General features: G+C 72.1%; 15 protein-coding genes. 3 read left to right on the top strand and 12 right to left on the bottom strand.

What is annotated here, in order from left to right; translation table 11 throughout:
- Positions 1 to 24 precede the first annotated feature (24 nt).
- Positions 25 to 765, bottom strand: a complete 741-nt coding sequence (locus ACQEVJ_RS13510) for an SDR family oxidoreductase (protein ID WP_433100726.1) — start codon at positions 763 to 765, stop codon at positions 25 to 27.
- 124 nt (positions 766 to 889) lie between these two features.
- Here ACQEVJ_RS13510 and ACQEVJ_RS13505 point away from each other — a divergent pair, with 124 nt between their 5' ends.
- Positions 890 to 1,276 (top strand): winged helix-turn-helix transcriptional regulator, encoded by a 387-nt coding sequence (locus ACQEVJ_RS13505; protein WP_433100724.1) that lies wholly within the window; start codon positions 890 to 892, stop codon positions 1,274 to 1,276.
- 93 nt (positions 1,277 to 1,369) lie between these two features.
- Here the strand turns inward: ACQEVJ_RS13505 and ACQEVJ_RS13500 are convergent, their stop codons facing one another.
- From ACQEVJ_RS13500 to ACQEVJ_RS13450, 11 genes are all read right to left on the bottom strand, one after another.
- Entirely contained in the window at positions 1,370 to 2,233 is an 864-nt protein-coding gene (locus ACQEVJ_RS13500; protein WP_433100722.1) for a fumarylacetoacetate hydrolase family protein, read from the bottom strand.
- A gap of 269 nt (positions 2,234 to 2,502) precedes the next feature.
- Positions 2,503 to 4,992, bottom strand: coding sequence for a hypothetical protein (locus ACQEVJ_RS13495; protein ID WP_433100720.1), 2,490 nt, complete (start codon positions 4,990 to 4,992; stop codon positions 2,503 to 2,505).
- Positions 4,965 to 6,221: a hypothetical protein gene (locus ACQEVJ_RS13490; protein ID WP_433100718.1), complete on the bottom strand. Its 1,257-nt coding sequence runs from the start codon at positions 6,219 to 6,221 to the stop codon at positions 4,965 to 4,967. The genes ACQEVJ_RS13495 and ACQEVJ_RS13490 overlap by 28 nt, the downstream gene beginning before the upstream one ends.
- On the bottom strand, positions 6,221 to 6,958 hold the full coding sequence (locus ACQEVJ_RS13485) for an SDR family NAD(P)-dependent oxidoreductase (protein WP_433100716.1): 738 nt from the start codon (positions 6,956 to 6,958) through the stop codon (positions 6,221 to 6,223). The genes ACQEVJ_RS13490 and ACQEVJ_RS13485 overlap by 1 nt, the downstream gene beginning before the upstream one ends.
- Entirely contained in the window at positions 6,955 to 7,788 is an 834-nt protein-coding gene (locus ACQEVJ_RS13480; protein ID WP_433100714.1) for an amidohydrolase family protein, read from the bottom strand. The genes ACQEVJ_RS13485 and ACQEVJ_RS13480 overlap by 4 nt, the downstream gene beginning before the upstream one ends.
- Positions 7,778 to 8,593 carry an amidohydrolase family protein gene (locus ACQEVJ_RS13475; RefSeq protein WP_433100712.1) on the bottom strand — a complete coding sequence of 272 codons (816 nt, stop codon included), beginning with the start codon at positions 8,591 to 8,593 and terminating at the stop codon, positions 7,778 to 7,780. Before ACQEVJ_RS13475 ends, ACQEVJ_RS13480 begins: the two co-directional genes overlap by 11 nt.
- A gap of 14 nt (positions 8,594 to 8,607) precedes the next feature.
- The gene (locus ACQEVJ_RS13470) at positions 8,608 to 9,747 is read right to left on the bottom strand and encodes a mandelate racemase/muconate lactonizing enzyme family protein (RefSeq protein WP_433100710.1); all 1,140 of its coding nucleotides are present in this window, start codon (positions 9,745 to 9,747) and stop codon (positions 8,608 to 8,610) included.
- A 5-nt stretch (positions 9,748 to 9,752) separates the two neighbouring features.
- A complete protein-coding gene (locus ACQEVJ_RS13465; protein ID WP_433100708.1) occupies positions 9,753 to 10,601 on the bottom strand; it encodes a carbohydrate ABC transporter permease in 849 nt (282 codons plus the stop codon).
- Positions 10,598 to 11,530 (bottom strand): carbohydrate ABC transporter permease, encoded by a 933-nt coding sequence (locus ACQEVJ_RS13460; RefSeq protein ID WP_433100706.1) that lies wholly within the window; start codon positions 11,528 to 11,530, stop codon positions 10,598 to 10,600. The genes ACQEVJ_RS13465 and ACQEVJ_RS13460 overlap by 4 nt, the downstream gene beginning before the upstream one ends.
- On the bottom strand, positions 11,527 to 12,834 hold the full coding sequence (locus ACQEVJ_RS13455; protein WP_433112701.1) for an extracellular solute-binding protein: 1,308 nt from the start codon (positions 12,832 to 12,834) through the stop codon (positions 11,527 to 11,529). Before ACQEVJ_RS13455 ends, ACQEVJ_RS13460 begins: the two co-directional genes overlap by 4 nt.
- 142 nt (positions 12,835 to 12,976) lie before the next feature.
- The gene (locus tag ACQEVJ_RS13450; protein WP_433100704.1) at positions 12,977 to 14,341 is read right to left on the bottom strand and encodes a hypothetical protein; all 1,365 of its coding nucleotides are present in this window, start codon (positions 14,339 to 14,341) and stop codon (positions 12,977 to 12,979) included.
- Between the two features lie 218 nt (positions 14,342 to 14,559).
- Here ACQEVJ_RS13450 and ACQEVJ_RS13445 point away from each other — a divergent pair, with 218 nt between their 5' ends.
- Complete coding sequence (locus tag ACQEVJ_RS13445; RefSeq protein WP_433100702.1) at positions 14,560 to 15,309, top strand: creatininase family protein; 750 nt, start codon at positions 14,560 to 14,562, stop codon at positions 15,307 to 15,309.
- A gap of 122 nt (positions 15,310 to 15,431) precedes the next feature.
- Positions 15,432 to 16,874 (top strand): aldehyde dehydrogenase family protein, encoded by a 1,443-nt coding sequence (locus tag ACQEVJ_RS13440; protein WP_433112698.1) that lies wholly within the window; start codon positions 15,432 to 15,434, stop codon positions 16,872 to 16,874.
- Positions 16,875 to 16,887 lie beyond the last annotated feature (13 nt).

The following is a 16,887-nucleotide window of genomic DNA, read 5'->3' as shown; positions in this document are numbered from 1 at the left end:
CCGGTGATCGCCCGGCTGACGGCCTCACCGGCCGATGATGACGCCGTGTCCGGCGTCCACGGCGACACGGGTCCCGGTGACGGCGTGGAAGCCCCCGGCCGCCACGGCGGCGATCACCGCGGCCACGTCCTCGGGCTCCAGCATGCGCCCCAGGACCGAACGCCTGCCCAGGGCGGCCTCCGCTTCGGGGGTGCGAAGCCCGGCCGAGGCGTCGGTGCGGACGCCGCCGGGGGCCACGATGTTGACGGTGATCCCGTACGCCCCGGCTTCTCCGGCCACCTGGCGGGCGAACGCCTCCAGGGCCGCCTTGGCGGTGCCGTGCGCGACGGCTCCCGGACGGACCGCTTCGGCGCTGACGCTGGAGACGTACACGATCCGGCCCTGTCGCCGCTCTCGCATCAGTGCGAGAGCGAGCTTGCTGACGTGGAAGACGGCGGCGAGTTCACCCATGACCTTCCCGGCGAAGTCCTCCCAGGTCATCGTGGCCAACGGGGCGAACGGCGGCTGGATGTTCGCGTTGCACACCAGGACGTCGAGACGACGGCAGGCGGCGATCAGGTCCTCCACCTGCCGCGGCTCGCGCACATCGGCGCGGACGGGCTCGGCGGTCCCCCCGGCCTCCTCGATCGCGTCGACCACGGCTTTGGCCGCCGCCTCGTCGCGACGGTAGTTCACGATCACGTGATATCCCCGTGCCGCCAGCTCCCGGGCGGCCGCGGCGCCGATCCCCCGGCCGGCACCTGTCACGAGCGCGACCTTCTCCATTTCCAGCTCCCTTCGACTCGACGGGTCACGATAGGAAACCGGCTTTCTATTGGTAAGGACGTACCTTGAGGTAAGTTCATGAGGTCGGAGTCGGGGTCCAGGCCGGACGGCGGAGGCGGAGCCGTTGAGTGACGAGTTTCACAGCGGCTGCGCCGCACGCATGGTGCTGGAGCATGTCACGAGCCGCTGGGGCGTGCTGGTGCTGACCGCGCTGTCCGGCGGACCGCTCAGGTTCTTCGAGCTGCGCGAGAAGATCGAGGGGATCAGCGAGAAGATGCTCTCCCAGACGTTGCGCACGCTCGCCCAGGACGGCCTGGTGCACCGCACCGTCGTGCCGTCCGCGCCGCCCCAGGTGAGTTACCGGCTGACACCGCTCGGCGCCGGCATCAGCGAACCGCTGCGAGGTCTGACGGCCTGGATCCGCGACCATGCGGACGCCATCGTCGCCGCCCGGGCGGCGCACGGCACGCCGGCCGCCTCGCCCGGCGAGCAGGCGAGCGCCTCGCCCTGACGCTTCCTCGCCGGGCGACGGCGGCCCCGTTCCCCGCGCCCTGCGAGGCCGCCGGCACCTCCGGGACGCCCGGTCACCGGGCGGCTCTCCCGGTCAGGGGTCGATGTCCGCGACCGTGCCCACGGGGGTGACCAGACGGCCCAGGCCGTCGATCTCGATGCGCACCTCGTCGCCCGGCGTCAGCGTGAAGTCCGACTCGGGCACGAGGCAGGTGCCGGTGGCCAGGACCACGCCGTACGGATGGCGGTCGGCGCGCAGGAGGTGCTCCACCAGGTCGTCGATCCGCCGGTGCAGCATGCCGGTGCTCGCCGAGCCCGTCCAGATCTCCCGCGAGTCGCGCGAGATGCCCATGCGGATGCCGAGGTCGTACGGGTCGGGGACCTCCCAGGCGGGGCGGATGCCCGGCCCCAGCGCGGTTCCGCCGAGGTAGACCTTCGCCTGCGGGAGGTACAACGGGTTCTCGCCCTCGATGGAACGGGAGCTCACGTCGTCGCAGATGGTGTAACCGGCGATCTCCCCGTTGGCGCAGACGACAACGGCCAGCTCAGGCTCCGGGACGTTCCAGGACGAGTCGGGCCGTACGGCGATCGCCTGCCCGTGCCCGCGCACCCGCCAGCCGAGTGACTTGAAGAACAGCTCGGGGCGGGGAGCGTCGTACACCATCTCGTAGACGTCGGGGGCGCGGCTCTCCTCCCTGCGCGCCTCCCGCGATCTGCGGTAGGTGACCCCGGCGGCCCAGACCTCCGTCCAGCGGTCCACGGGGGCCGCGAGCGAGGCCAGCGTCACGGCCTCACCGGTCGCCGCCGCCAGGGACCGGCGGAAGTGGCCGAGGCCGGACGAGAGCGCCTCCCCGAGCGAGAAGTCCTCGGGGAGCAGGCGGTCGCCCTCCTCGTCACGGACGGCCCAGCGTGCGGGGCCCGAGGTGTCATCGGGGAGGTGGCCACGAACAAGTCGCATAAGCGTGCCTTCACGAGTCGATGAGAGGTTGTGCGCCCAGCCTGTACGAGCCGGGCCCGGCAGGGGAAGAACGCACCCGGGCCGTCCGGCTCACCGCGGGCGGCGGCGGCAGGGCAGGTGGCGGACGGGACCGCGGAGCCCAACCGGGCCCCGCCCGCCTGCTGCCGGGGCGGCGCGCCATCGCCAGTTCGCCGCCGCGGCAGGCCGGTCAGCGTGAAAGCAGTGCCGTCACGCCGAGATGCCAGGTCAGGCCAGGGAGATCAGGCCGGTCAGCGCGAGAACCGCGCCGTCACGGTGACGTGTCCGCTCAGGCCGGTGAGGTCGATCGTGTCGCCGCTCACCGGCAGCGTACGGCCGCCCGCCTTCGCCCCGGTCAGGGTGTGACCGGCGGGCACCCGCAGCCGCAGCTTCACGCCGGCGCCCCGCAGGCCGGAGGGCAGCCGCACGTCGGCGCGGACCACTCCCTTCGACAGCTGGGAGGTGAGCGTGTAGCCGACCTGGCCGTACACGGTGGGCAGATCGCCGACTCCCACGGTCTTGCCGTCCGCGAGCCAGCCGCGTGGTGTGGCCGAGGCCAGCCGCAGGCCGGTGGGCCTGCCCAGCTCGTCGCCCTCCTCGTGCACCAGCATCTCGCGCAGGTCCTTGAGGAACGAGGCGTTGTTGGCGCTCAGCGGCGACAGCCAGGTGCCGCGGTAGAACTTGCCGGGACACGGGTCGAGGTTCGCCCCCTCCCCGACCGTGAACGTGTCGCGGGAGAACCCGTGGGCGAGCTGCCCGTAGAAGGAGAGCACCTGCCGGTCGGCCTGGTCGTTGGCGGCGAGGAACCGGTTGTACTGGTAGCCGTAGACCTGGTCCACGCCGGTGCCCTCGTAGCCCGCGAGCCCGTCGGGATTGCAGTCGCCGATCGCCTGTCCGGTGTAGTTGAACCGCACCATGCCGAGGAAGGTGCCGCCGTGCGTGTGGACGTACTTCAGCAGCTTCGCGCTCTCCTCCTCGGTGAAGAAGCCCGAGGAGTAGCCGTAGTAGGCCAGCAGGTTCCAGTAGCTGGAGTCGCGGGTCTGCGTGATCGTCTCGTACGGCTGGTCGCCGGACAGCAGTTCCCTGGGCACGAACATGGATCCGTCGGGCAGTTCCACCTTCGACGCGTCGATCACGGCCCGCAGCTTGTCGCTGAAGGTCTCGAACGGCCCCGCGTAGGCGTCCACCAGGTCCTGACGGCCCGTCCGGCGGAACACCTCGACCATGTCACGCCAGCCCCACCACGAGACGAGCTGGGAGTGCGTCCAGTATCCGTCGTTCCAGTTGTCCTCGCAGCAGCGCTGCTTCTCCAGGATGCCGTGCGGGTCGGCCGCGGCCTGCCGGACGTAGTCGTCCAGGTAGCCGCGCAGCTTGTCCAGGTTGCGCTCGATGAATCCCCGGTCGCCGGTGAGCCGGTAGTAGCGGGCGGCGCCCAGCAGCTTGGCGCCCTGCTCCCAGTTCCGGTACATGACGGGGTAGGCGGGGCCGCCCTCCTTCGTCAGGTCGAGCAGCGTCTGCAGGTTGTTCCGGTAGTCCTCGGTGAAGCCGAACTCGCCCAGCGCGGACACCGTGTCGACCATCTCCGGCACGTACTGCTGCTCGTAGAAGTTGCCGATGCTGTAGCGCCAGCCCATGGTGAGGTTCTGGATCAGCAGATTGCGCAGCGCGTCGGTCGCGTACTCCTCGGGGATGGAGATCTTCGCCCCGCCGTTGAGCTTGCCGCGCCAGTAGCGCGCCACCTCCTCGCGCGCCGACTGGTACCGGCGCAGCGCGGGGACGCCGTCGCCGCGCACCTCGCCCGGGTTGTTGACCACGACGAGGGTGACGGTGCGCGCCCCCTTGGACAGGTCCAGGTCGTAGGTCAGGTCGCCGCCGGCGAGCGCGGGCCGCCCGTCGGCGAGCAGGTAGACGTTCCGGCCGGCCTTCACCTTGTGCCCGTCCAGCGTCAGGCCGGGGTTCTTCGGGTCCCGTACGTGGACGCGGACCTTCGCGGCACGGGCGGTCCCCCTGCCGGTAGCGGTGATCTTCACGAAGCTCACGAGGGAGGAGGTCTCGGGCACGCGGGCGGCGAAGGACTCCTGGACGTAGTCCACCCCGGCGGCGTCGCGGTAGCCCGTGCGCAGGACCGGCAGGTAGCCGTCGAGCAGGGTCTGCCCGGTCAGCCTGCCGAGGTCGGAGCCGTAGCGCTCGGCGCCGTCGGCGCCCACGAAGAACTGGGCCTGCCAGAAGTTCGCGCAGCGGGCGGTGAACGCCTCCGAGTAGTCCTTCGTCCAGGGCGCGGCCTCGCACGGAGTGTGCCAGTCGGCGGTGATGCCGCTGCCGTCCGCGGTGTGCAGCGCGTAGTGGTTGGAGGTCGGCTCGGGCGGGGACTGCGTCTTCGCCGTGTCGCCCTGCGGCAGCGTGAGCGGCAGGTAGTGGTAGCCGGTGTCGGAGACGCCGAGGGCGCCGTTGTCCGGCTCGCCGGTCGCGACGCCGCCCGTCGCGATGGGCACCAGGTAGTCCTTGATGTTCTCGAAGGTGGGGCCCTCCGGCGTGGAGATCAGGTGCTCACCCCACAGGTCCGTCCCGGACCGCAGCGCCTCCCGCACGCCCTCGACGTACGGCTGGCTCAGGGTCGGCCAGACCTGCTGGCCGCCCAGGGGCGGGGGCACCGGCTCCGCCTGCGCGGGGACCGGTAACGGGCCCGTGCAGATCGTCGCCGCGACGATCCCGGCTAAGAGGATGCTTCGACGTCGGTGCATCCGGGTTCCTCCTCGGTGTGGGTTCGACGTGCGGCGATGGCGCGTGCTTCGCGGATGCGGTCCAGAGCCGCGAGCGGGCTCAGACCGTAGTGATAGAGATCCACGCGATCCAGGCAGAGATCGCGGGCGACGCCGAGTTTGCGGGCGAGGTTCTCGGCGCTGTCGCAGTCGGGGCTCATCGGGCGCAGGGCGACGCCGAGACGCGCCGCGGACCCGGCCGCGCCCCGGTAGGCGGCCGTCTCCTCGCGCACCCGCATCGGGTCACGGGCGTAGGCGGTGACGGTGATCGGGCAGATCCGGCCGACCCCGGCCGGGTCGACCCCCAGCTCCCCGGTCGTGGCGACGCCGGGCGGGCCCTCGGGACGGCCGTCCGCCCAGCCGAGCAGCCCGGCGGACAGGTCGATGAGCCGGAATCCGGCCCCGGCGCGGGCGGCCGCCGCGGCCAGGTCGGCGACCAGCGTGGTCACCCGCTCGCACCGCGCGGCGAGGTACTCCCGCAGCCCGGCCCGCCACACCCGGCCGGCCGAGCCGGGCACGGGCGGGTCGCCGGTGAAACAGGCCTCGACGTGCGCCCGGGCCGCGGCGAGCAGGTCGGGCACGGCCACCCCGCGTTCGCCGCCCGCCTGCCGGCAGTGCCGGCAGAAGCACAGCCCGAGCAGGAGCGCGGCGGCCTCGTCGAGCGGGACCGACCGGCGTTCGTGCCCGTAGCCGTGCTCGAACGGCAGCCAGTGCGGCGCCTCCGCGAGCACCGTGCCGATCGGATAGCGGCACACGTCCTCCGTGAGCGCCACCGCGTACGCCCGCACCTCCGGGGAGGCGGGACACAGCACGTGCGGATACGCGTCGCCGTACAGGTTGCGCACCACACCGGGGCGCGCCCCGGGACCGTCGTCGTGGAGGTACACGATCCAGGCGTCCACCTCCACGCCGTACGACCCGGCGGCGCCGCACAGCTCGCCGAGCAGGTCGCGGCCCATGGCGAACTCGCTCTCCGCGGGCCGCAGAGCCGGGCTCGGATAGCGGTCCCACTCGGGCGTGAAGCAGACGCCGGCGCCGCCGTCCGCCACCGCCCGCAGGGGGTTGTGCGGCAGCAGGTCGCGGGCCGCGTGGTAGGCCACGGCCGGCGCGATCCGCTCGACGCCCGCGCGCTCGCGGACGTTGCGCAGGACCGTGCCCACGCCCTCCCCCGCCAGGTCCAGCGGACTACAGAAGATCGAGAACTGGGTCACTACATGCCGACCGTGAGGCCGCCGTCGACGACGAGCGCGTGACCCGTCACGTACGACGCGTCGTCCCCGGCGAGGAACGCGACCGCCGCGGCGATCTCGTCTGGGGCGGCGAACCGGTGAAGCGGGATCCGGCCGGTGAAATGGGCCTTGGTCTCCTCGTCCCAGCCGCTCTCCTCCCAGATCTCGGTCCACGTCGAGCCCGGGCAGACCGCGTTCACCCGCACGCCGAACCGGGCGTACTCGACCGCGAGCGTCTGGGTGACCGACACCAGCGCCGCCTTGGACGCGTTGTAGTGCAGCATGTCGGGCTGGCCGCGCATCGCGTTGACCGAGGCCACGTTGACGATGGAACCCCGGCCGGCCGCGCACATCGCCCGCCCGGCCTCCCTGCTGATGAAGACGGCCGCCTCCACGTTGACCCGCAGCGTCTCCCGCAGGTCCTCGGGGCTCAGGTCGGCCAGGGGGATGCGCGGCGCGACGGCCGCGTTGTTCACCACCACGTCGTACGGCACGGGCCGCTCGCCGATCAGGCGAGCCATCGCGGCGTGGTCGGCGACGTCGGCGACCAGGGGCTCCACCGCGCCGTCGAGTTCCGCCACCGTGGCCGCGAGCCGGTCGGCCTGGACGTCGCAGGCGGTGACGCGGGCGCCCTCGGCGGCGAGCCTGGCGGCGACGGCGCGGCCGATGCCGCGGGCCGCCCCCGTCACCAGGGCGGTGCGTCCGGCGAGCCGGGTCATGCCGCCACCTCCGTCATGGTGTCCACCCGGAACAGCGCGGCGGCGTTGGCCCCGAGGATGCGCTCCTTGTCCTGGCGGTCCACCCGGGCGTACACGCACCCGCCCAGCTGGAGCGCGGCGTTCATGAACGGCATGTCGCTGCCGTAGACCAGGCGCCCGGACCCGAGTTCGCGCACCAGGAACTCGACGACGCCGTCCCAGGAGAGCGGGCCGGTGAGGTCGAGGTGGATGTTCGGGCGGCCGGCGACCACGTCCACGACCCGGTCGAGGCCGTAGTCGAGACCGGCGTGACCGAGCAGGAGCGGCACCGAGGGATACTCGTCGGCCAGGGCCGCGAACACCCCGAGCGGATCGCCCGCGAAGTAGCTGTGGGACAGCACCGGCACGCCCCGTTCCGCGGCGAACTCCCAGACCGGCCGGTACGCGGGCCCGTCGAGCGGATAGTCGCCGTGCAGTTCGGGGTGCAGTTTGACGCCGCGGAAGGCCGGGTCGGCGAAGCAGCGCTCCAGCTCGTCGCGGACCTCCCCCGCGTAGTTGGGGTTGATGCAGCAGTAGCCGAGCACCCGGCCGGGATGCCGCCGGGCCGCCTCCATCACCTGGTCGTTGCCGAACCGGTAGTCGGCGTAGATGCCGGCGTGCGCCGCCACCACGGCCACGTCCACGCCGAGCAGGTCCATGACGCCGACCATGGCGTCGATGTCGTTGCCGGGGATGTGGAAGTTGCGGAACGCGCCCAGATGGCAGTGGGCGTCCACGACCAGCGGCCAGTCGGTCGGCGGCGTCTTGTCCAATTCAGGGGTCTTGTCCGGTTCCATGGTGTCAGCGGGCATCCGCGACCGCCTCCTTGATCTCGACCTCGGACAGCAGCCGGGTCAGCGTTCCCGACGCGATGAGCTCCTTGTCCGCCTCGGGCAGGTCGGCGCGGTCCAGGTGCAGCCGGGCCCCGCCCAGGGAGCGGAGGGGGAAGCCGGAGCCGAAGACCACCCGGTGCGGGCCGAAGCGGGCGACCAGGTCCTCGAGGCCGCAGTGCACGTTGAACCCGGCCGACTGCACGAGCAGGTTGCCGAACCGCTTGAGCAGGGGATACAGCGTGCGGTTGTTGCGGCCCTGGACGTCCATCAGGATCACCGGCAGCCCGGGGTGCTCGTCCGCCAGGTCGTGGATCTCCCGCCACGGCGGCTCGCCGCGCCGGAAGAGGGTGAAGTCGACCGCGAGCGGCATGCGCACCCGCTCGAGCTCGGCCAGCAACTCTCCGGAGCACCAGGAGGCGAGTGAGAACCGATGCCCGGCCATCACCGACGACGGGAACACCCGCGCCATGCGCACGCCGGCCGCCAGCAGATCGGCCACCAGCCGCTCCGGCTCCGGCATCTCCCCGGTGTGCGGCGGCAGCACCACGCCGACCGGGCGCAGCCGCTCCCGCACCCCCTGCGGCGCCTGCTCCAGCTCGCGCAGCAGCAGGTCGTTGCCGGTCTCCGGGGCGTACTCGTGGGCGAGCACGTGATAGATCGCCGCTTCGTGGACGCCGACCCGGTCCATCTCGGCGACCAGGTCGGCCGCGCTCACCGCGCGGGTGAGGTGCGGCCGGTGCCCCGCCGGGCGGCCGATGAAGGCGTTGCAGTCGAGATAACGCAAAAGATCCTCGCTTGTCAGGACGCACGGAGTGAGGGACGGACCGCCGCGCCGGGGTCGATCCGGTAGGCCTCGAGCTTGTCGCGGTCGAGTTCGACCCCCAGCCCGGGACCGGCGGGCGGCAGCAGGAACCCGTCCTCGATCACCAGATCGGTGCGGACCACGTCGTCGGCGTGGTAGAGGTGCCCGGCCACGTCGCTCGGCTGGTCGAGCCGGGGCGAGCTGAAGGCCACGTGCGCCGCGGCGGCCGTGCCGATGCCCAGTTCCGGCATGCTCCCGATGGCCACTCCGGCCCCGGCGGTCGCGCACAGGTCCGCGATCCGCCGGGCCCGGACCGGTCCGCCGGACTCGGGCACGTACACGTTCACGATGTCGGCGGCACGCGCGCGCAGCACCCGCCAGGCGTCCCCGGGCGACCACACGCTCTCGTCGGCCATCACGGGCACGGGTGAAAGGGCGCACAGCTCCGCCATGCCGTCCACGTCGTCGGCGGGCAGCGGCTGCTCGACCGACATCACGTCGTACGGCTCCAGCCTGCGGATGAGCCGCAGCGCCTCCTTGGCCAGAGGGCAGGCCATGTTGAGGTCCACCCGGATGCCGAGCCGGGGCCCGAACTCGGCCCGCAGGGCCGCGACGACCTCGACGAGCCGGTCGTGGTCGCCGCCGCCCTTGGCCTTCAGCGTGCCGAACCCCTCCCCCACCAGCCGGCGGGCCCGGTCCAGTACCTCCTCCGCCGGCGCGATGGGCAGCGACATGGACAGCGGCACGCGGTCGCGCGCCCGGCCGCCCAGCAGGTTGTAGACCGGCTGGCCTGCGGCCTTCCCGGCCAGGTCGAGCAGCGCGGTCTCGACCGCGGCGACGGCGGCCAGCGTGTGCCTGCCGAAGGCGAGCAGTCCCGCCGCCGCGGCCTCGAACCGGGTCAGCTCGAACGGATCGGCGCCGACGACCGCCGGGGCCAGCAGCCGTTCGACGAGGTCGCAGAGCGCGGCGCCGTTGCCGTGCCAGATGAGGGAGATCTCGCCGAGACCGATCGTGCCGTCGTCGGCCTCGGCGATGACGATCCCGTAGTCGGAGGTCGCCTGGACGCCCAGCGCTGAGGTGAACGGCTCGCGCAGCGGCACCGAGACGGGCACGGCCTCCAGCCGTGTCACTTTCATGCGGTTCATCCCTTGGTCGATCCGGCCAGGACGTCGGAGAAGAAGTAGCGCTGGAGCGCGAGGAAGATGACCACCACCGGCAGCGACGCGATGACCGCGATGGCCGCGATGTGGTGCCAGTTCGAGGTCAGGGTCGACATGAAGTACTGCAGGCCGACCGAGATGGTGAACTTCGCGTGGTCCCGCATGATCACCAGGGGCCACAGGAACTCGCTCCACGTGAGGGTGAAGACGAGGATCGCCGACGTGGCCAGCGGCGCCTTCACCAGCGGCAGCATCACCCGCAGGAGCAGCCGCGGCGGCGAGCAGCCGTCGATCACGGCGGCCTCCTCCAGCTCGTCCGGCAGCCCCCGGAACGCCTCCCGGAGGATGTAGACCGACAGCCAGAGGGTCATCGCGCTGGTCGGGATGATGATCCCGAGCAGGTTGTCGGTGAGTCCCATCTCCTTCACGGCGATGAACAGCGGCAGCATGATGGCAGGGAAGGGGATGACCATCGTGCTGAGCCCGAGCAGGAACAGCAGGCCCCGCCCTTTGAAGTCGAACCTGCCGAGGGCGAACCCGAGCAGCGCCGCGGCCGACACGTTCAGCAGGACGGTCCCCAGCGACACGAGGAGGCTGTTGGCGAAGTAGCGCTGCACGTCGGCCTGGCCCCACACGTACGCGTAGTTGTCCAGCGTCGGATGGGCCGGGATGATCTCCGGCGGCACCGTGAAGACGTCGCCCCGGCTCTTGAACGAGGTGGACACGAGCCACAGCAGCGGGCCCGCCGCGACGAGCGAGGCGGCGCCCAGCAGGGCGACGATCATGACGCGGCCGGCCGGGCCGAACGCCCCCTTGGTCCCCGCGCTCACGACACCCTCCTCGCCAGCCGCAGCCCGAGGAGCACCAGCCCGAGGACGAGCACCAGCAGCACGACCGCCATCGCGCTGCCGTACCCGAACTTGAAGAACGAGAAGGCCGACTCCCAGATGTGGTAGGCGGTGTTCTTGCTGGCGTTCACGGGACCGCCCTCGGTCATGACGTAGATCTCGTCGAAGGTGCGCATCGCGGCCACGAACGCGATGACGGAGCTCAGCACGATCGAGCCGCGCAGCTGCGGCACCACGATGCTCGCGAAGGTCCGCGCGTGCCCGGCCCCGTCGAGGGCGGCCGCCTCGAACAGGTCGCCGGACATGGTCGACAGCCCGGCAAGGTAGATCAGCAGGTAGATCCCGAACGCCCGCCACACGATGACCCCCACCACCGACCAGATGGCCCAGGCCGGGTCGGAGAGCCAGGAGACGGGCCGGTCCACGACGCCCAGGGTCACCAGGACGTAGTTGACCAGTCCGTTGTCGTCCAGCAGCCACTTCCACGCCACGGACGAGACGATGATCGGCACCACCACCGGCAGGTAGAGCACGGTGCGGAAGAACCGCCGGAACGGGATGCCCCGGTGGATCCAGTACGCCACGGGGAGCGGCAGGCAGACGAGCAGAACGGTCACCACCACGGTGATGACGAGCGAGTTGAGCAGGGTCTGCCGGAAGACGGCGTCCGAGACGAGCGCGGTGTAGTTCCCCACGCCGACCCAGGAGGCCGGGGTCAGCCCGTTGAAGTCGGTGAAGCTGAAGACGAGCGTGTTGAGCGCGGGATAGAGGACGAAGCCGCCGATCAGCCCCACGGCGGGGACGGCGAGGAGCCATCCCCAGCGTGAGTCCCTGACCCGGCGCCAGGAGCGCGGTGCCCGGCGGGCGCGGGCCGTGCCGATCCGGCCGGTCGGGAGTGCCGATTCGCTCACTGCGTCCCCGAGAGGATGCGGTCCCAGTCCCCGGCCGCCTCGTCGAGCGCCGCCTTCGGCGTCTTCTGGCCGAGGAGCGCGGCCTGGAAGCGCGTACGGAGGGAGGCGAACAGCTCGGCGACGGCGGGATGCTTGGGCCAGTAGAACTTCACCTCCTGGTCGACCAGCACCTTGGTCTCGGGCGACGACTGGAAGTAGGGGTCCTTGCCGACGGAGGCGAGCCCGGGGATCACCGGGGCCTGCTTGGCCAGTTCGAGCACGGTGGAGCTGAAGTAGCGGGCGAAGTCGAGCGCCTGCTTGGGATTCTTGCTGGCTTTGGGGATCGCGAACTGCTGGAGGAAGCCGTTGGCCGCGCCTCCCGCGCCCTTCGGGTGCTCGGCGACCTTGAACTGCTTGAAGGTCTCCTCGTCGGTGTTGTCCTTCAGCCAGCGCAGGATCCACGGCCCGAGGAAGACCATGCCCGTCTTGCCCTGGGCGAGGACCTTGGCCCCGTCCATGACCGCGCCGTTCACGGAGGTGCGGTCGATCCAGCCCTCCTTGACTCCCGTGGCGTACTGCTCCAGGTGGGCGACCGCCTCGGGGGTGGCGAAGGCCGCCTTCTTCCCGTCCGGGGACAGCAGCGGCACGCCGGCCTGACCGGCCAGGATGTCGGACGGGTTGCCCGCGTCGTCGAAGTCGTCCAGCGTCTGCACGAACCCGGAGGCGCCGGTCTTCTCGTGGATCTTCCGGGCGGCGGCGAAGACCTCGTCCCAGTTCGCCGGGGGTTTGTCCGGGTCGAGCCCGGCCTTGCGGAACAGCTCCGCGTTGTAGATGAGCGCGGAGACGCTGCCGTAGAAGGGGATGGCGTACGCCTTGCCGCCGATCACGCCGGCGTCCCACAGGCCGGGGGTGTACTCGGCCCCGATCGACTGGACGTCGGGGGCCAGCTCGTCGATCGAGTAGATCGTGTTGGTCGAGGCGAACTTCGGCAGGATGAACGGGGTCATGTTGACCACGTCCGGAGTGGCGCCGCCGCTGATGGCGGCCAGCAGCTTGCTCTGGGTCTGCTCGAAGTCGGGGATGTCCACCCACTTGATCTTCACGCCGCTGTGCTGCTGCTCGTACGTGTGGATCGCGCCCTCGATGTACGGCGTGTAGCCCTCTTTGAGGTTGATGGTCCAGAACTCCAGGGAGACGGGACCGGAACCCGAGGACGAACCGGATGACGCCGTCCCGCCGGTCGTGCCTCCGAAGACACCGCAGGCACTGAGCACGCCCGCGCTGAGTAGGAGAGCACCTGCCCTGAGGAGGTTGCGACGCTGCATCGGCTCCACGGTCTGCTCCTTTCTCCCCTGGGGGGCCGGGGAGGGGCAAGGAATTACGACTATGTTCGGAAATAGTTCGTTTAGTTGCCCTAGTGTGCAGGCCCCGGTGGGGCGCGTCAAGGGTCCGAAATACCGGCTTCGGTCAGGCCGACCGGTGGGCGCCCTTCATCTGGCTGTTGATGTCCAGCCGGTACAGGCTCTTGGGCCGGCCCCGCTTCGCGGGCTGGGAGAGCCCGACAGGAAGGGCGAGGCCGTTCTCCCGCAGGACGCGGATGATCCGCCGGCCGCTCGGCACGCTGACCCGCAGCGCCTGCCCGATCTCCTCCGCGCTGGCGCCGGCGCCGTCCAGCCGCCGTTCCAGGTCGGCGAGGCGCGACAGCGTGGCCACGCCGAGGCCGACCCGCCCGGCCAGCTCGCGCAGCCCGCGGTCGTCGGTGCGGTCGTCGGCCTTGTAGGTGTAGCGCAGCGGGTCGGTCGCGACCCCGATCGGGCCGATGACCAGGCCGTCCTCGGTCATGAGATAACCGGCGTCGCCGCCCTCGGCCATCGCCCTGCGCACCGCCATCTCCGCGTGCCGCACCGAGTCCCTGACCGACTCGCCCACCCCGAAGCCGACCGCCATGCGCACGCCGAGCCGGGACCGCGCGTCCTCGAGCAGCGGCACCGCGGTCCAGGAGGCCGTGATCTGCTCCAGCAGGCCCTTGTGTGCGAAGACCAGCACGGACTGGTCCCCCCGCGGCTCGATCCACGCCTCGCCGAACTCCGGCGCGTCGAAGAACATGCGCAGGGTGTTGACCCGCTCGACGCCCGCCTCGTACAGGCCGGAGTCCTCCAGCAGCCGGTACACCGCGGCGGCGAAGCGGAGGTTGGAGTGCCGCGCGGACACCGCGCGCAGCACCACCTCGTTCATCGCGGACCGGATCGAGGCCACCGTCGGCACCGAGCGGAGCACCGGCACATCCATGCTCTCCAGCAGTCGCGCGTAGACACCGCTGCGCCCCGTCACCGCGTAGTGGGTCTGGTGGCGCCGCCGCATCTCCAGGTGGAACCGCACGATGTCCTCGACGTCCTGCCCCGGCGCGTACGGCAGCACGCGCATCGCCTTCACCGGCAGGCCGAGCTCGCGGGCGAGTTCCTCCACCACGTGCTCGTCGAAGGTGTCCACGCTCGCCGGGGCGAGGGCCAGCCCCCGCTCGCGGGCGCGCAGCAGGGCCAGCGCCAGGTCGATCGGGCCCTGGCGGGCCGCGGCGACCGGCATCTCGTCGGGCAGGAGCGACCGGCACCGATCCAGGGGCATCGGCCCGGCGAAGAACACCGCGTCGACGTCCTGGAGGGCCTCGCGGACCGCGAGCCCTATCTCCCCCTCGTCCTCGTAGCGCACCCACCGGGCTTCCACGCCCTGCAGGCTGACCAGGGCCGATTCGAAAACGCTCTCGCTGGACGTGGGCACCACGAGGCCGAGCCGGGTACGCACCGGCGCCCGGGTCTCCAGAGGGATGGGCTGCATTTCGGACACGTTAACAAAATAGTTCGTAACAGCCCGCGTCGCGGCCCGTTCCCGGGGCTCCCGGGTCCTGCGGAGGCTTCGGACGTCCGGAACTTCGGCGGGAACGAGAGCCTTCCCCCTCTCGACGGTGTGCGTAAATAGCTCGTAATGTGGGTGCCCGAGCCCGCCGCGGCGACGCCCGGCCGGGAGGAAAGCCGTTCACGCGCATTGGAGCCAGCATGCGGTCCCACGTCCTGGGCGAACTCACCAGCGCCGAACTCGCCTCGCTGTCGCCGGAGGCGACCCTGGTCATTCCCGTCGGAGCGACCGAGCAGCACGGATCCCGCCTCCCGGTCGCCACCGACGCCGTCGTGAGCGAGCGGATCGCGGGCATGGCGGCGGCGATGGCGCGCTCGGCCGTGCTGGTCGCGCCCGTCATCGCGTACGGCTCCTCGCATCACCATCTGCCGTTCGCCGGCACGCTCTCGCTGCGGGGCCGGACGCTGCTCGCCGTGCTGGGCGACCTGCTCGACAGCGCGGCGCGCACGGGCTTCCGCAGGATCGTCGTCTTCAACGGCCACGGCGGCAACGACGACCTCGTCCGCCAGGCCGCCAGGGACGCCGTGCTCGACCACGAGATCACGGTGGCCGCCGCCTCGTACTGGTCGCTCGGCGGCGACAGGCTCGCGGCCGTCGCGGGCGAGGCGGGCATCTCCCACGTGCCCGGCCACGCCGGGGCCTTCGAGGCGGCCCTGCTCCTCGGCCTGGGCGTGCCGATCGCCGAGGACGGCACGGCGCCGGAGCGAACCGGCGGCCCGATTCCGATGACGGCGGACGGCGTCTTCGTCGCCGAGCACGACTGGATCGCCCGGATGAACGGCACCACGGACCCCGTCACCCCGGCGACCCCCGCAGCGGGGCGCCGCCTGCTCGACCACCTCGTGGCCGAGTTCGCCGGGTTCCTCGATCGCTTCGCGAACGCCGCCTGAACGGCCACCCGAACACTTCCCCATCGGAACGGAGCCGCGTGTCCCCCGAGAACACCCCCGAAAACACCACTGAGATCACGCCCGAGATCACGCCCGAGCCCAGGCCCGCGGCCGGCCCCGGCATCGGCCGCGAGACGACACCCGAAACCCTGGACGCCGTCCTCGCCGCGAGCGCGGCGAGCGCGCGGGTCCTCGCCCGGACGACGCCCGACCGGCGGGCCGCGATGCTGGACGCTCTCGCCGCCGCGCTCGACGCCGCCGCCGGCGAACTCGTCCCGCTCGCGCGCGCGGAGACGCACCTGCCGGACTCGCGGCTGAGCGGCGAGCTGCGGCGGACCTCCTTCCAGGCCCGCCTGCTGGCGACGCGGCTGCGGGAGGGACTGCTGGCCGACGTACGCGTCGATCACGCCGATCCGGACTGGCCGATGGGCCCCCGCCCGGACCTCCGCCGCACGACGGTCCCGCTCGGACCCGTGCTGGTGTTCGCCGCAGGCAACTTCCCCTTCGCCTTCGGCGTGGCCGGGGGCGACACGGTCAGCGCCCTGGCCGCCGGCTGCCCGGTCGTGCTCAAGGCACACCCCGGATACCCCGGCCTGTCGAGGCGTACGGCCGAGGTGGTGGCCGCCGCCCTGACGGCCGCCGGGGCCCCGGAGGGGGCGTTCGCCCTCGTCGAGGGGGTGGAAGCGGGGGTCGCCGCCGTTAGGGACGAGCGGGTCCGCGCGGTGGCGTTCACCGGCTCGCAGCGGGCCGGCCGGCACCTGTTCGACCTGGCCTGCGCGCGCGAGACGCCGATCCCGTTCTACGGCGAGCTGGGCAGCACCAATCCCGTCGTGGTCACGCCCGCCGCCTGGCGGGAGCGGGCCGGCGAGATCGCGCGCGGGCTGGCCGCCTCCTTCACCCTCGGCTCCGGGCAGTTCTGCACCAAACCCGGGGTCGTGCTCGTGCCCGACGCCGCGGCGCTCACCGCCGCCCTGCCGCCCCTGACCGCGGGACGGATGCTGACGCCGGAGACGACCGGGCGCTTCCACACGTCCATCGCGGAGCTGGCGGCCGAGCCGGGGGTCGAGATCTCCCTGTGCGGCGACGAGGCGGAGGACACCGGGGCGGCCCCTGTGGTGCTGCGTACGACCGCCGCCGCCGCGCTGGCCAGGCCTGCGGTCCTCGGCACGGAGTGCTTCGGGCCCGCGGCCCTGCTGGTGGAGTACACGGACGAGTCCGAGGTGTACGACGTCGTCGCCGCGCTGGGCGGACACCTCACGGCCACCGTCCAGGCCGGATCGGACGGCGACGAGTTCGCGCTCGCGCTGGTGCCGCTGCTCGCCGAGCACGCGGGGCGCGTGCTGTGGAACGACTGGCCGACCGGCGTGACGGTGAGCGACGCCCAGCAGCACGGCGGCCCCTACCCGGCCTCCACCGCACCGGCCACGACGTCGGTGGGCACCGCCGCCGTCGCGCGCTTCCTGCGGCCCGTGGCCTTCCAGAACGTCCCCGACGCCGCGCTGCCCGCCGAGCTGCGCGACGACGCGCGCGGTCCCCGCCTCGTGGACGGCCGCAGGACCGGGTGAGCGCCATGCCGTC

This window comes from Microbispora sp. CA-102843 (genome assembly GCF_050936215.1).
Lineage (GTDB): Bacteria > Actinomycetota > Actinomycetes > Streptosporangiales > Streptosporangiaceae > Microbispora.
The sequence above is the reverse complement of the archived record's forward strand: the minus strand, read 5'-3'. Positions and strand labels throughout refer to the sequence as shown.